The following is a 14588-nucleotide window of genomic DNA, read 5'->3' on the forward strand; positions in this document are numbered from 1 at the left end:
GAGGAACGACATGCCCATCACCACTGACTACGACGTCGAAGTCAGCCCCGGCGACGAGGTCGGCACCGACGCTGACCTGCTCTGCTGCAGCCAGACCATGACCGCCATCAGCCCCGACCAGCACGGCGCCCGCGTCCACGTCTGCGGCCGGTGCCGCACCCGCGCCGCCGTCGACAAGCACGGACTGCTCAGCGACATCACTGGCTGACCACCGGCACCAAGCCTGTAAGGAGACGACCCTCGTGTCCCACGACTGGACCTACGACTGCAACTGCTGCCAGGGCGAGAACTGCCCGACCTGCAACGACCCGAACAACCGGGCGTGTGGCGGGTGCGGTCATTGCGCCTACTGCCGTGACTGGGACGACTCCCAGAACGGCTGACCCGAGCGGGGCGGTCGCCCCGGCTGCACACCGTCGACCGCCCCGCACCCCGAATCCCCCGAACAGAGAACCGGAGTCCCCCCATGATGACCGCACCATTGGCCGCCCCCAAGGCGCCGGCCGCTTTTCGCGCCACTGCTGAGGCCGTTGACCAGGTGTATGCCGACGCTCTCGCGTACGAGCTGACCAGGCACCAAAACATCACCCTGCCCTCTGTCGACACACTGATCGCGCAGGCTGGCATCGTCGTGGGCACTGCCCCCGCCGACCCGGCCACCGCCTCCGCCACCGACACGGCCGTCAAAATGGCCGGACGCTACACGGGTCGCGCCGCCTGGTGGCTGCTGAAGGCCGCCGCCTACGGCACGGCCCTGGCTGTCGGCGGCGCCGTGGCGATTGCCGTACGCCTCCTTGCCCGTGACCCCGGCCAGCCGGTCCATGCCAGCGACTTCCTGCACGCCACCAGCGACTACATCCACGGCCGCGGGTGGGTGCAGCACTTCGTCGAAGCCGACCGGGGCGTGTGCGTCATCGGAGCCCAGCGTCAGCTGCTGCGCTCCGGCTTCGGCACCGACGACGACGCCCGCCGCGCCGCGGACTACCTCAAGCAAACGACCGGCGCCCGCAGCATCCACCTGTGGAACGACCGGCCCGGACGGCAGCAGACCACCATCCACGCCGGCCTGAAGGCCGCTGCCGCCCGTGCCCGCGCCGCAGGCGACTGAGGTGACGACGATGCCCGAAACCCTCCCCCTCGACCTGATCCTCGGCCCCGAAGGCGCCGCCGCGTTCCTGCGCGACCGGGCCGACGACCTGGCCCACCAGGACCACCTGGAGGCCGGCCTGGCCCTGCGTCTGGTGTGTGAACGCGCCAGCAACGGCGACCCCCTGATGGTCGCCGCACCTGGCCAGATCTGGAGCCTGCGCGACGACGTCGACCCCGACGACGCTCCGGCCACCCGCCTGTCCGTCCACGACCGGCTGGCCTGCCCGCCCCGCGTCCTGGTCCGCGACCCTGACGACACCACTCACGAGACCGACGAACTGCTCATCGAGGTCCTGGACCTGTACCGGCTCGACAGCTGGACACCCGACCCGGTCGCGCTGTGGAGCAGGGAGCCCATCCCGCACCCCGGGGGTGGTGAAGGCCGTGACTGACGACCGCCTCGCACAGATCAAGGCCCGTACCGGGGCCGCCTCACCGGGGCCGTGGCACCTGAACCCCGACTTCGCCGAGATCAGCAGCGGCGACCACAGCACCATCGCGGACTACTGGGAGCCGACCCCGACGAGCCGCAACGGCGAGTTCATCGCCCACGCCCCCGACGACGTCCGCTGGCTGATCGGGCAGCTGGAGCAGGCCCGCGCCGCCAACGCCAGCCTGGCCGAGGAGCTGACCGCCGTGAAGCTCTTCTCCGGCTTCCACCGGCGCTCGGCCGAACACCTGGCAGCCAAGCGCGACCGGGCCGAGCAGATCATCACCGAATGGGAGTCGGGCGTCGGCAGCACCACCGAGGCGCTGCACGCCGTCAAGAACGCGCTCGCCGCAGAAGACGGCACGACCACCGCGGACCGGTACGCGCGCCTCATGAAGCGGATCGCCAGCGGTGACCGCCCCCGCACCAGCTGACCGCACAACACCTCACGCAATGGCGCGCCCCGCTGCCGGCAAAGCCCGGGGCGCGCCCACCTCAAGGAGGCACACCGAGATGACCACACCCACCGTGGCCGTAGCAACCCGTCCGTCGGGAACGACCGGGCTCCGCCAGCTCCTGGCGGCTCTCGCCGGGCACACCGAGCCCTGGCTGCTGACCGCCCTGTCCGACGGGATCGTCGCCCTGGAAACGGAGATCGCCCACCTGACAGCGGAACGCGAGGTGGCCGAACAGCGCGTCGGCCAGCTCCTGGTCGACATGGTCGACGCCGACACCACCGCCTACACCCACCAGGGGCTGCTCGCCGATGTCGAGCGCCTCTCGGAGCGGCTTGCCCGGCGAGGGAGTGAGTCGTGATGGCCTGCCAGAACTGCGACGGCCGTCGCTGCGTCCCCGTCCACCGGTTCTCCGCGAAGCAGCCCAGCTCCTCGCTCGCCGCATCCCAAGCCGCGAACCTGGACCGGGAGCTGAGCGGTGCCGACTCCCACGTGCACTACCAGGCCCACGGTGACCAGTACGTCGTCGTCCGGCCGACCGACACGCGGGCGGTGCCCGCATGAGCACCGCAATCCGCCCGGCTATGTCCGTGACGCGCGAGCTGCCTGCGGGCAGCACCCGCTCGCTGCCGATCCTCGACGCGACCGTCGAGGTGCTGCGTGCCGCCGGTGAGGACGTGCACGTGGTGTACGCCGCGCACGGTGACGTGTTCAAGATCGTGCCGAAGGGGGAATCGTGAGCGACTTCCGTACCCCCGAGTCGCAGGCCGATGAGGCTGTGCGCCGGGCCCGGAGGGCGGGTCGTCCGGCCGTGCAGGTGCCGAGCGCGGATCGGATCGCCGGCCACCTGCTTCGTCTGATCGCGGTGGTCAGGCAGCTGCTGCCCGCGAGCCCCTACCCGGACGTGGCCATCACCATCACCCAGGTTTCCGGGCCCGATGCCGGGCGTGTGGCCGGGTACTTCGAGGTCCCTGACGAGCTGGCCCTGCAGGCGATCGGCGTACTGGACGCCCAGCTGGCGCTGCTGTCCACGGATGAGCTCAACCTGCGGCTAGGCCTGTACGACGACGGGCGGATGACGCCGGTCACTGGCCTCGCCCAAGACGCGGTGGACCGCCGCTGCGGGAACGGCCCGGGGCGCCCCGGGCTGCACGTCGTCACCTGGGAGGGCCGGTGATGAGCACCCTGCGGGCCCTGACCGTGTCCCAGCCCACGGCCGCCATCATCGCTTACGCCGGCAAACGCGTCGTCGCCAAGCGCTGGTCGACCGCCTACCGCGGCACCGTGCTGCTGCACGCCGGTCGCACCGTGGAGAGGCGCCACGGTCCCGCCGTCGCCGAGGCCGCACGGGGACTGCAGCTCGACTTCGCCTCCGTGCTGGCCGTGGCCCGGCTCACCGATTGCCATGTCGACGACGGTCGGTGCACCGTCTGGTCCACCGACGTGGGCCCCTTCCATCTGGTCCTGGACCGTGTCACTGCGCTGCCGCTGCCCGTGCCCTGGTGGCCCGGCCGCGTCCGCAGCCTGTGGGAGCCCCCGCAGGAACTGCTGGACCGGGTCCGCTTGCAGCTGTCCGAGACCGCCGCCCGCATGCTGCGCCAGGAGGGGCCGTGCTGACCGAGAAGCAGCGCGGCTGGCGGCGCACCCGCGACGGCCGGGACCTGTGCCCCAACCACACCGGGAGCACGCGGTGAAGCGCCGCGCTGGCGAAGGCCAGCTCGACCTGTTCACCACCGACCTCCCGTCGGCCGGGCCCGCCACCGCGGCGGGCCCGGCCGCCCGGCCCCTGGCCGCACCTGGCCTGTTCCGCCGCCGGGTCCTTCAGCCGATGGGCCCGGACGCCGTCGCCTGGATCGAGCAGCACGTCATCGCCGACTTCCACCTCGCCAACGAGCGGCAGTGGTGGTGCGACCCGGACCAGGACTGGGAGAGTGCCTGCGCCTGCCAGATGCCGACCTGGTGCGCCGACGGCCACCACGACCGCTGCCGCGCCCACTTCGCGCGCGGCGGTACCCTCCTCGCCGCGAAGCCGGAGACCCGCCTGCGGGCCCCGGCCGCGTTCCGGACCGGGCCGCCGCCGCTGTTCGTCCCGGTCTGGCTTGCCGACCGTGGCTGCCGCCCGCTGTGCCATTGCCCGTGCGGACCGCACCCGCAGTGCACGCGCGTGGTGTGCCTCAAGGGACGCCAGGGCGACCCGCTGCTGTCCTCCTGCCGGTTCGTGTACGTCGGCCGTCCGATGTACCAGGGCGGCTGGCGCCTGCACGGCCACCCGCTCGCCAATCCCTTCAAGGTCGCCAAGTGCGGCGATCCCGAGGCGGCCGTCGCGAAGTACCGCGACTGGCTGCGCCGGCGGCCGGAGTTCCTGGAGCGGGAGCTGTCCGGTCTGCGCGGCAAGGTCCTCGGGTGCTGGTGTCCCGACGGCCAGCCCTGCCATGCCCGACTTCTTGCCCAGCTCGCCGACGCGGAGGTGGCGTTGTGACGACCACGACGACGATCGAGTGGACCGATGCCACGTGGAACCCGGTCACGGGCTGCACGAAGGTCTCGGCCGGATGTGACCACTGCTACGCGCAGACGTTCGCCGAACGCTGGCGGGGCGTCGCCGGGCATCACTTCGAGGCCGGGTTCGATGTCACGCTGCGGCCGAAGGCGCTGGAGCTGCCGCTGCGCTGGCGTCGGCCCCGCCGCATCTTCGTGAACTCGGTGAGCGATCTGTTCCACAAGGACATCCCGGATGCGTACATCGCCAAGGTCTTCGCGGTGATGGCGCTGACCCCGCACCACACGTACCAGGTGCTGACCAAGCGGCACGCGCGGATGCGGTCCCTGCTGACCAGTTCCGCTTTCCGTGCGCTGTGCGAGGACGCCGAGGACACCCTCGTCGGGGACGAGGCCACCCCCGGCCTGCCGCGCTACCGGCGCCAGGCGTACCGCACGCAGTGGTGGAGCCACTTCGCCGCTCCTCTGCCCCACGTGTGGCTGGGGGTGTCGGTGGAGCACCAGAAGGCCGCGGACCTGCGTATCCCCGCGTTGCTGGAGACGCCGGCCGCCGTGCGGTTCCTGTCCTGCGAACCGCTGCTCGGCCCCGTATGGATCAGCGATCACATCTGGCGGACCTGCGTCTGCTGCGGCGGCTACGGACACGACGAGGCGTGCGCCCGCTGCGCCGATAGCCGCTGCGAGTCCGGCTATATCCGCCAGCTGGACTGGGTGATCTGCGGCGGTGAATCCGGCCGCGGTGCACGCCCGATGAGTCCCGACTGGGCGCGTTCGCTGCGCGATCAGTGCCGGGAAAGCCGCGTTCCGTACCTGTTCAAGCAGTGGGGGGAGTGGGCGCCCACCGGCCGGACGGCCATCGGCCGCCCGGCAGACCGGCGCAACCTTCTGGTCGGGGACCCGGTCGACGACCTCGGCCACCGGTGGGAGATGCACCGCGTCGGCAAGAAGGCGGCCGGCCGCCTCCTGGACGGACGGCTCCATGACGCGTTCCCGGGGGTGGCGTCATGACGCGTCCGTCGGTCCCGTCGGCCAGCAGCGGCATCACCTGGCCGGAGCGTGTCCCGGTTCCCGTGCCGCTGCCGCACTACGGCCGGTGCGGCGCCTGCCGGGAAGAGATCCGCATCCGCCGTGACGGGCTGCTGTACGTGCACCCCCGGCGCCGAGGCTCGGCTGCCCCGATCCTCATCGACGACAACGGGTACGCGGTGCTGACCTGCTGCGGCGGAGATGAGCGGCCGGAGCAGGTGCTGGAGGCGACGTTCGCCCGCTGGCTGTACGCGCAGTCCAAGCGGCGTGACGACTGGACCAATCCGATCACTTCCCTCGCGCAGCGTCTGTTCGTCGGCTGCACCCGCAGTCCGCGGCGTACACCACGCGACATGGCGTGGACCACCGCCGAGGAGCTGCACGCGCAGGAGCACCGTATCCAGCAGGCGCGTACCGGCTCGGAGATCCGCAACCCGCTCACCGGCCAGCGCTGCGACTGGGTGTGCCGGGACATCGAGCAGGCCAGCGGTTTCTACGGCGAACTCGTTCGCGGAGCGGGGGACGCCGCGTGAGCCGCCCCTGGGAAACTCCGTGCCTCAACGAGGGCTACTTGGCTCACTTTCGGGTGCAGGTCGATCCGTGGGATCTGGACCAGTGCGCGGAGTGCGAACTGTGCGGGAGCTGCATCACTCACCTGTGCTACAGGGACCAGGCCAGCTCTCTCCTGCACATGGACTGGTTCAAGGACTTCGCCTCCCCGGGCGAGAGGGAGTGCGGCGACCTCGGCGGACCCGTTCACCTGGTCCCGTCCACATACCAGCCGCGTATGTGCAATCGAGTTGCTGGCCATGACGGCAAGCATCGTGCGCGCATGGGTTGGTCGTGGCCTGCGTCCCAGGAGGTCTCCCGACGGCCCACACGGCCGGAGGTCCAGCAATGACCGGCGGCTACGACCCCGCCCGCGGCTGGCGGTGGGACCGGGAGGACGCGGCGGCCGGCCGTCAGCACCTGACCCGCTGGCTGCACGGTCACAACATCACGGTCGACCACACGGAGCTGGCGATCGACGGGCAGTGGGTCGCCGACGACCCGTGCGCCTACGAGGCCAGCCTGCCCAGCGATGTGGTCTACCCCGGCCAGGACCCGCGCGAATGCCCCGCATTCCAGGTCCTGTCCGACGGCGGGGTGGTCTTCCGCAACTGCATCGTCGCCACGGTCAGCGGCCCTGGTGAGGACGGCGTCGACTGCGTTGGGCAGGACGGCCCGCAGTGGCGCGACCTCCCTTCCAGCGAGCCCGGCACGACCGCCCCCGGCCGCCCTGCCCCGCGCGCTGCCGACATCCCTTCCCCGCGTTCCGGCTCATCCCGAAGGAGTGCTGCCGTATGAAGCTCATCCTCGACTCCGCCGACCTGTCCGCCGTGCTGCGGCTGGTCGCCCGCCGCGTGCCCGCGCGCCCCGGCCACCCGGTCCTGGCCGGGGTGAAGCTCACGGCCGCGGGCGACACCCTCACCCTGGACGCCTCCAACCTGTCGGCCGGAGCGCACGCCACGATCTCGGCCGCCGTACGGGAGGCCGGCACGGCTCTGGTGCCCGGCCGGAAGCTGTGCCATCTGGCCCGCACCCTGCCCGCGACCGGCGACGTCGACCTCACCGTGGAGTTCGGCCGGGCGCACGTCGCCTTCGACGCGGCCCGGGTCAGCATCCCGGTCCTGCCGGTGGACGACTACCCGGCCCTGACCGAGTCGGCTGAGCCCACCGCCACGCTCGCGGGCAAGGACCTTGCCGACGCCGTACGCCAGGTCGCCACCGCGGCCGGAAAAGACGAGACGCTCCCGATCCTGACCGGGATGCGAGTGGAACTGGACGGACCGTGGCTGACGCTGTGTGCCACCGACCGCTACCGGGTCGCCTACCGGCAGCTGCGGATCACCCGCAACGGCCGCCGACACCCCCAGGGCACGGTCGTCCCCGCCAAGCAGCTCGCCGACGCCGCAGCCGCGCTGCGCCGCACCCAGACCGTCTCCCTCGCGCTGCCTGCCCGGGACGGCCAGCCGCTCGCACTTTCCAGTGACCGGACAGCCTTCACCAGCAAACCGCTGGAGGACACCCGGCTCTTCCCGTCCGTCGCCACCATCGTGCCCACCGAGTTCGCCACCACGCTCACCGTGCCCGGCCGTCCGCTGGTCGCAGCGCTGAGCCGCATGGAACTGGTGGGGGAACGCAACGCCCCGGTCCGTCTCCACATCGACCCGGCCGGGCATCTGCACATCCGCAGCGGCTACGACGAGACCGCCCAGCTCACCGACCGCGTGGATGACTGCACCGTCACCGGCGGCGCGATGCAGATCGCCTTCAACCCCCACTTCCTGCTGCAGGGGCTGCGAGCGCTGCGCTGCCGGACCGCCGTGGTGCAGATCAACCTCGTCGCTCCCGACAGGCCCGCCCTGCTGCACACGGCCGGCGCCGACCGGTCGGCACTGCGTTACCTGCTGATGCCGGTCCGGACCCCCGAGACCACCCCCGACCCGCCCGACGAGAGGTGACCGCTTTCCCCGAGATGGTGCACCCGGCCGCCCCGCACGATCACCCGAACAGGAGACACCTGATGACAGCCAACCACCACGACACCGGCGCCGCAGGCAAGGACGAACAGGCCAGGCAGGCGCAGGAACGCGGAGACACCCGGACCGCGACGCGGCTGCGGCTCCAGGCCGCTGCCGCCCGCTTCACCGCCGTCAACGCCCGCCGGGCCGCAACACCTGCGGAGCCCAGCAAGAAGTGACCTGCCATCACGTCGGAGCGTTGCGCTGGGCACGGACTTACCACCCGGGCCCGGCAACACGCCGATCTTTTCGTTCGTGGCACACGCGACGGCTGTGATGCGGTAGCGTCCGTGAACGAAATGATTCGCCCGACGTAGGGGGTTGGACGATGCAGCAAGGCAAGTCCGTGGAACGACGGGTCACCTTCCAGGAAGTCGCTGAGCGCGCGAGCACCTCGCACACCCGCGTCCGGAAGCTTGTGGCCTCGGGGATTCTCGGGAAGTCCGGCTACCAGCCGGGCAACCGGGACGGACTCCCGGAGGAAGCAGGCGAGCTGATCGCCCGCGTGCTGCGGGCCCATGTCGCATCACCGTCCACCGCACAAATCATGCAGACCGACCCCGCGATGGTTCTCGAAGCCGCCCTGGCTCTGGCGGAGCTCGCCCGGCGTCAGCTGGACCAGAACGCCGCTCGCGGGATCTCCCAGATGAAGGCCGTGGCATGACCCGCGGCTGAGCACAGACAACTGCACACACCCCTGACAGGGGCCTCAGAAAAGAGGACAGGCGCTCCTAGAGCGGCCGGCAAAAACCGCTGGAGCGCCTGATCCACCCGGCTGGTAACCGGGCTTACTGCTGGCCCCTGAAGGGCACGTACACAACCCGGAGAGTACCCGACAATGGGCTCTGTAGGCAGATCGGCCGCATTTCACGAGCGTGCCGCCCTTCACCTGATCACCGAGAAGCTGACCGACGCGCAGTGCCGGCCCCGGCCGCGCGGCTCGGATCACCTCGACTCCTGCTGCCCCGCCCACGACGACTCCCGCCCTTCCCTGACCGTCGACTGGAAGCCGAATCCGGGCCGTGTCCTGGTCTGCTGCCAGACCGGGTGCTCCACCGACGACGTCACCGCCGCGCTCGGCATGACCCTCGCGGACCTGTACGACGAACCGAAGCAGCGCGGGGAGGGCCGATACGAGTTTCGGCCGCGCCCGAAGACGGCGAAGAAAGCCACGCCGAAAGCGAAGCCGAAGACCACCCCCACGTGTGACCACCGGTTCCGGCGTACGGGCACCGAGTACCTCTACACCAACGAGCTCGGCATCCTCCTCTTCAAGGTCATCCGCGAAGAGTGCACCCGCGGCTGCGGCAAGAAGAACTTCCCGGTCCGCACCCCCGACCCCGACCACCCCGGCAAGTGGCTGCGCAAGTGGCCAGCCGCCGACGCGTCCCGCCCCCTGTACCGGCTGCCCGAGGTCCTGGAGGCCGTACGCGAAGGCCGCACCGTCTACCTGGTGGAAGGCGAGAAGGACGCCGACGCGATGGCAGCCGCCGGAGCCGTGGCGACCTGCAACCCCGGTGGCGCGGCCGCCGCGCACCGACCCACCAAGTGGCGCGACGAGCACACCAAGGCCCTCGTCGGCGCCCGCGTCGTCATCGTCGCCGACCGTGACGAGGCCGGATACCAGCACGCCAAGGCGGTCAGCGCCGCGCTCCATGACGTCGCGACGTCCCTGGACGTCGTCGAGGCCGCGGAGGGCAAAGACGCTCACGACCACCTCAACGCCGGGCACGGGACCGGCGACTTCGTACCCTGCACCTGGGGATCGGCCGCTCCCGCCCTCGAACCGGCCGGGACCGAGGACCACGGCGAGGCCGACGTCATCGACCTCGGCGCGCACCGCAAGGGCGGCGGCCCCGGCGGGCCGGGAGACGGGGACAGCGGCTCAGGCGGAGGCACCGGCGGCGGGGCAGGCGGCGACGAGCCGCACCCGTTCCTCCTCAGCGACGACTTCGCCGTGATCGACAGCGTGCTGGCCAAGCGCAAGCGCAGCCCCGGCCCCAAGCCCAAGGGCAAGAAACCCCGGCCCGTCTTCGTACAGATCCTTGACGCCGACGTGCGCGTCACCCGCCTCTACACGCTCGACACCGGCGGCTCGGCGGACAAGCCGAGGAAAACCGGCACCGCCGACCCGGCCACGGAGCAGAAGAGGAAAACGGCCGCCCGCTCCCGCACCCGCGGCTACGACCTGGAGGTCACCAAGGACGGCGACACCGTCACCGTGGAGCGCGTCACCCGCGAGGAGTGGACCAAGCTCGAATGGGTCGACCGCCTGCCCTTCGACCTGTCGTACACCGACACCCCGCAGGGCCGCTCTGACGTGCGCAACGGCATCCTCGCCGTCTCCGACCCCGAGACGGTGTCCGCCTTCGCCCTGCTGGGCTGGCGCGAAAACATCGATGGTCGCCAGATCTACGTGCACGCCGGCGGCGCGATCGACGCCAACGGCCCCGTAAAAGGCGTGGACGCTCAGCTCCCGGACCAGCTCAAGGACTATGTCCTCCCGGCCCCGCCGACCACCTCAGAGGCGCTCAGAAAGGCCGTGAAGGCATCTGTGGTCCTCCTGGATGAGCTGCCCGCCCGGATCGCCGCGCCACTCCTGGGAGCCTCCTACAGGGCCGTTCTGGGCGATGTGCACCGGCCGGTGATGCTGCTGGGCACCAAGGGCACCGGCAAGACCTCGCTGGCCTGCGCCTGCGCGCAGCACTTCATTCCGGGGATCGACATCAACGCGATGCCGATCCCGGCAGGCGAGGACGCCATCACGATCCCCACCTTGACCAAGCTGTTCCATCTGGGCGGCGATGTCCTGCTGCCGCTGGACGACCTCGCCCCCGACCGCGGGCTGGAGCGCTCACAGCAGCGCGCCAACCAGATCATCCGCGCCATCTTCAACGCCACCGGCCGCCAGCTCTCCGAGAAGACCGGCGGTTTCCGCTCCGTGCTGAAGCCGCGCGGCATCGCCGTGCTGACAGGCGAGTTCCCGGCCAGCGCGGGCAGCGCGGAAGACCGCGTGCATTACATCCCACTGGTGCAGGGCGAATTCCGCATCCGCACCCTGATCAAGCTGTCCCTGCCCGAGCTGGCGCACGGCAGGGCCTCGCTCACCGCCGCGATGGCTCAGCACTACGCCCCCAAAATCCCGATGACTGACACCCTGAAGACCACCATTGCCGCGTACACGGCGGAGTTCGCCCACGAGGGAGCGAAGGACGAAGGTCAGGACCTGCGCCACTCCGAGGCCGTCGCCGAGTTCGCCGCCGGCTGGCGGGCGATGCTCGACATGGCCACCGAACGCGGCGCCCTGAGTCAGGACGAAGCCGAAGACCTGTGGGTCCGCGCGAAGCAGGGGCTGCTGGAGGCCAAGCGGCGGCAGGCCACCGTCAGCAACCGCCGCAGCGTCCCGGAGCGGGTCGCCGACCTGCTGTTGTCCGCCTTCATGTCCCGCGCGCACCTCGTGTCCAGCGACACCGGCGGCACCCCTGAACAGGCCACCGCCCTCGGCTGGGAGATCTGGCGCCCGGCCAGCAACAGCGACTTCAACCGGAGCGAGCCGGAGCTGCGCCCGCGCGGCGTGGCGCTCGGATGGACCGACGGCATCAAGGTGTGGCTGGACCCCGGCATGGCGTACGCCACCATCGAAGCGCAGGCGAGCGCGGAGAAGGACCCCATCAACCTGGGCAAGCGCTCCGTCGCGCAAGCCCTCGCGGACGCGGGCGTGCTGGCGACGGAGGACACCAAGGACGGCCGTCGTACCGAGGTCCGGCCCGTCATCCAGGACAAGCGTCGCCGTGTATGGGAGTTCGAGCTGGCCTGGCTGTTCTCCGAGGGCACCCCACCCGCCAGCCCCACTGGAGACGATGGCGGCACCCCGGGCGACGACACCCCGGACCAGCCCGCCGACCAGGGCGACACCCCCGTCCAGGAGACGCCCGCCGAACCGGCACAGCAGGAGCTCCCGACCGACACGGTCGGCCTGCCCACCCCCCGTACTCCTGAGCCCGCGCCCGTCCCTGCCGCTGTCGTGGCGGCACCCGAGCAGAGCACCACTGCGCCCAGCACACCCCAGACGAAGAAGGAGGAGGCCATGCCCCCCACATCTGCACACATGCACACGGACCCGGCTGCCAGGTTCGTCGCTCCGGCGGTCGTCGCTGACGCCAACGGCGGGCACCTGGCCGACTCCCGCCTCACCTGTGTCCCGCTCCCCGAGCGGCTTGAGTCGCTGGCCGACCTTGCTGAGTGGGGCGCCACGCTCCGGCTCGGAGTCAGCCGCGACTTCGGCCTGCCGGACGACGCACAGGTGTGGATCTGGCCGGACGTCGCAGAGAGGATCGGCCTGCCGAAGAAGGCCCCGGAGCAGGGCAGCAAGGCAGCCAAGCAGCACGAGGCTGTCCTGGCGCTGCGGGACGCGGGCTGGAACGTGGGCGAGCTGCGGTCATGGATGTCGGCGTACCGACCCGGCGGCCGTACGGTCCGCCTGGTCGTCGTCGGGTGGGAAGACGGCACCAGCTGCGAGCTGCTGAAGGAGAACCAGTACCCGCTCGACCCCGCGACCCTCGCCTACCGGATCGGTATGTACGCCCACCACACCGGCATGGCCTACCGCCTCACCCCCGGCGTCACCGGCATCGATCTCGCGCAGACCTTCCCGCACCCCCGCGCCCCGCACCTGATCGCCAGCCCCACCCCGCCCCCTCCGGCCCGCGTCCGCACCACCGAAGACGACTACTCCTGGATGCGCGCCCCCGAGGCGAATGAGCTGGACATGAAGTACGTCCACTCCTACGACGCCCGCATGATGTACCTCGGCAGCTTCCTTCAGGTCGTCGTCGGCACCGGCGACCCCCGCCACATCACCGAGGGCTGTACCTTCAACAAGAAGACCGCCGGCTACTGGCTGCTCGACCCCGGAGAGTGGGAGGACCGGTTGCTCCCCAACCTCTTCCACCCGATCGGCCACCGAGCCCGCCGCACCGGCCCCCGCTGGTACGCCACCCCGACCCTCACCGTGGCCGAAGAACTCGGCTACGCCGTCAACCCCACCGAGGCGTACGTCTACGACGAATCGACCCGCTACTACGAGCCATGGGCCAAGACCCTGCGCGACGCTGTTCAGGTGCTGCGCGAGCGCGAGGCTGACCCGGACGCCGACGCCGTGAAGGATGCCCTCAAGGCCACCTACCGGGAGACTTCCGGCATGCTCACGGTCAAGGGTTCCGGGAAGCTGTACCGGCCCGACCACCGGCACGCCGTGATCTCCCTCGCCCGCGCCAACTTCACCCGCAAGCTCGACAAGGCCGCGGCCGAAGGCCGGTACCCCCTCGCCATCGGCACCGACAACGCCCTGTTCGCCTCCAACGACCCCGACCCGGTCACCGCCGCCCCCGCGTCCTTCCGCATCGGCACCGGTCTCGGACAGTTCGGCATCAAGGGCACCGCCCTCATGGCCGACGTCGCCGACATGCTCGCCGCAGAGTACAAGAGCGCCAACCAGGTAGCGGACGTTCTCACCTTCGTCGGCACCGGAGAGAAGAAGGAGGCGTAACCCATGGCGAAGACCCCCAGGGACAAGCCGTCCGCGCTCTTCGGGGCGATCACCCGCGGAAAAAAGCATCCGAAGAGCGACGACGTGGGCGGCATGCTCTCAGCGCTCAAGGGCGCCGGACTCTCGCTGAAGTCGATCGCACAGCGCATGGGTAAGGGAGAGACCACCGTCCGGAACTGGTTCTCAGGCAAGAGCAAGCCCAAGCCCGAGAACTTGCAGAAGATCCAGGAGACCGTGGCCAAGGCTCCAGAGATCCGCCGGCAGGCGCTCTCCCCGCTCCGGGAGCAGCGGATGCGCAACCAGGGCAGTTACTTCCGTATGACGGCGAAGGTCGGTGCCAAGTCCCCGGGCAAGGCGTTCGAGGGACGGGAACGCACCATCGGTGGCGATACCGACCACCCGATCTTCCTGGAACCCGATCAGATAGACGCGATCCTCGACGCCTACAACTCTGGCGACGACGCCGCAGCCACGCAGGCCCTGGAAGACGCTCTTGGAGAGCAGTACTACGGCGGCATCCAGTTCGAAGACGTGACATCTATGGAATTCCTACGCGATTACGGCGGAGAACGCCCCGGAATGTAACAGAACCTCAGGAAACGCCCAAGGCCCCTCAATCCGGCATGGATTGAGGGGCTTTTACATGACCGGCTATGTGCAAACACGCACATGCGCAACCCCAAACCATGATCGAGAAGCAAACAGGGCCATGCGTCAATGCGCATACACACATGGACATCAGCCATGCGCACATGCGCGTAAGCGCATGGCCTTACCTGGAGCATCGATCCGCAACGCGGATCGCACAGAGGCGCGGGGGGGGGGGGGGGGGGGGGGGGGGGGTGGTTGCTGGGCTTGTGGGTTCGGCGGGTCGGGAGGGAAACATTTCCAACCCCGTAACTTACATCCTCACTTTT

Annotated in this window: 19 protein-coding genes; all 19 read left to right on the forward strand. The window is 70.4% G+C overall.

Features of this window, described 5'->3' with window-relative positions; all coding sequences use genetic code 11:
* Nucleotides 1–10 precede the first annotated feature (10 nt).
* The 19 genes from ACZ53K_RS40005 to ACZ53K_RS40095 all read left to right on the forward strand — a co-directional run bounded on the left by ACZ53K_RS40005 (nucleotide 11) and on the right by ACZ53K_RS40095 (nucleotide 14256).
* Nucleotides 11–208 (forward strand): hypothetical protein, encoded by a 198-nt coding sequence (locus ACZ53K_RS40005; RefSeq protein WP_468847265.1) that lies wholly within the window; start codon nucleotides 11–13, stop codon nucleotides 206–208.
* A 34-nt stretch (nucleotides 209–242) separates the two neighbouring features.
* Nucleotides 243–383 carry a hypothetical protein gene (locus ACZ53K_RS40010; protein ID WP_468847267.1) on the forward strand — a complete coding sequence of 47 codons (141 nt, stop codon included), beginning with the start codon at nucleotides 243–245 and terminating at the stop codon, nucleotides 381–383.
* A gap of 83 nt (nucleotides 384–466) precedes the next feature.
* Complete coding sequence (locus ACZ53K_RS40015; protein WP_468847269.1) at nucleotides 467–1108, forward strand: DUF6197 family protein; 642 nt, start codon at nucleotides 467–469, stop codon at nucleotides 1106–1108.
* A 10-nt stretch (nucleotides 1109–1118) separates the two neighbouring features.
* Nucleotides 1119–1541, forward strand: a complete 423-nt coding sequence (locus tag ACZ53K_RS40020; protein WP_468847272.1) for a hypothetical protein — start codon at nucleotides 1119–1121, stop codon at nucleotides 1539–1541.
* On the forward strand, nucleotides 1534–2013 hold the full coding sequence (locus ACZ53K_RS40025) for a hypothetical protein (protein WP_468847275.1): 480 nt from the start codon (nucleotides 1534–1536) through the stop codon (nucleotides 2011–2013). The genes ACZ53K_RS40020 and ACZ53K_RS40025 overlap by 8 nt, the downstream gene beginning before the upstream one ends.
* 79 nt (nucleotides 2014–2092) lie before the next feature.
* Nucleotides 2093–2395 (forward strand): hypothetical protein, encoded by a 303-nt coding sequence (locus ACZ53K_RS40030; protein ID WP_468847278.1) that lies wholly within the window; start codon nucleotides 2093–2095, stop codon nucleotides 2393–2395.
* Complete coding sequence (locus ACZ53K_RS40035; protein ID WP_468847280.1) at nucleotides 2395–2598, forward strand: hypothetical protein; 204 nt, start codon at nucleotides 2395–2397, stop codon at nucleotides 2596–2598. The genes ACZ53K_RS40030 and ACZ53K_RS40035 overlap by 1 nt, the downstream gene beginning before the upstream one ends.
* Nucleotides 2595–2774, forward strand: coding sequence for a hypothetical protein (locus ACZ53K_RS40040; protein WP_468847282.1), 180 nt, complete (start codon nucleotides 2595–2597; stop codon nucleotides 2772–2774). The genes ACZ53K_RS40035 and ACZ53K_RS40040 overlap by 4 nt, the downstream gene beginning before the upstream one ends.
* A complete protein-coding gene (locus tag ACZ53K_RS40045) occupies nucleotides 2771–3211 on the forward strand; it encodes a hypothetical protein (RefSeq protein WP_468847285.1) in 441 nt (146 codons plus the stop codon). Before ACZ53K_RS40040 ends, ACZ53K_RS40045 begins: the two co-directional genes overlap by 4 nt.
* Nucleotides 3211–3651 (forward strand): ASCH domain-containing protein, encoded by a 441-nt coding sequence (locus ACZ53K_RS40050; RefSeq protein WP_468847287.1) that lies wholly within the window; start codon nucleotides 3211–3213, stop codon nucleotides 3649–3651. Before ACZ53K_RS40045 ends, ACZ53K_RS40050 begins: the two co-directional genes overlap by 1 nt.
* A 73-nt stretch (nucleotides 3652–3724) precedes the next feature.
* A complete protein-coding gene (locus tag ACZ53K_RS40055) occupies nucleotides 3725–4513 on the forward strand; it encodes a DUF4326 domain-containing protein (RefSeq protein WP_468847290.1) in 789 nt (262 codons plus the stop codon).
* Nucleotides 4510–5541, forward strand: coding sequence for a DUF5131 family protein (locus tag ACZ53K_RS40060; RefSeq protein ID WP_468847293.1), 1032 nt, complete (start codon nucleotides 4510–4512; stop codon nucleotides 5539–5541). The genes ACZ53K_RS40055 and ACZ53K_RS40060 overlap by 4 nt, the downstream gene beginning before the upstream one ends.
* Entirely contained in the window at nucleotides 5538–6092 is a 555-nt protein-coding gene (locus ACZ53K_RS40065) for a hypothetical protein (protein ID WP_468847295.1), read from the forward strand. The genes ACZ53K_RS40060 and ACZ53K_RS40065 overlap by 4 nt, the downstream gene beginning before the upstream one ends.
* Before the next feature lie 364 nt (nucleotides 6093–6456).
* Nucleotides 6457–6906 (forward strand): hypothetical protein, encoded by a 450-nt coding sequence (locus ACZ53K_RS40070; RefSeq protein ID WP_468847298.1) that lies wholly within the window; start codon nucleotides 6457–6459, stop codon nucleotides 6904–6906.
* The gene (gene dnaN / locus ACZ53K_RS40075) at nucleotides 6903–8063 is read left to right on the forward strand and encodes a DNA polymerase III subunit beta (RefSeq protein WP_468847300.1); all 1161 of its coding nucleotides are present in this window, start codon (nucleotides 6903–6905) and stop codon (nucleotides 8061–8063) included. The genes ACZ53K_RS40070 and dnaN overlap by 4 nt, the downstream gene beginning before the upstream one ends.
* Nucleotides 8064–8125: 62 nt before the next feature.
* Nucleotides 8126–8302: a hypothetical protein gene (locus ACZ53K_RS40080; RefSeq protein WP_468847303.1), complete on the forward strand. Its 177-nt coding sequence runs from the start codon at nucleotides 8126–8128 to the stop codon at nucleotides 8300–8302.
* A 167-nt stretch (nucleotides 8303–8469) separates the two neighbouring features.
* On the forward strand, nucleotides 8470–8787 hold the full coding sequence (locus ACZ53K_RS40085) for a hypothetical protein (protein WP_468847305.1): 318 nt from the start codon (nucleotides 8470–8472) through the stop codon (nucleotides 8785–8787).
* A gap of 174 nt (nucleotides 8788–8961) precedes the next feature.
* Entirely contained in the window at nucleotides 8962–13671 is a 4710-nt protein-coding gene (locus ACZ53K_RS40090) for a hypothetical protein (RefSeq protein ID WP_468847307.1), read from the forward strand.
* A 3-nt stretch (nucleotides 13672–13674) separates the two neighbouring features.
* Nucleotides 13675–14256, forward strand: a complete 582-nt coding sequence (locus ACZ53K_RS40095; RefSeq protein WP_468847309.1) for a helix-turn-helix domain-containing protein — start codon at nucleotides 13675–13677, stop codon at nucleotides 14254–14256.
* The last annotated feature ends 332 nt before the right edge of the window (nucleotides 14257–14588 follow it).

This window comes from Streptomyces sp. NPDC033221 (genome assembly GCF_055577005.1).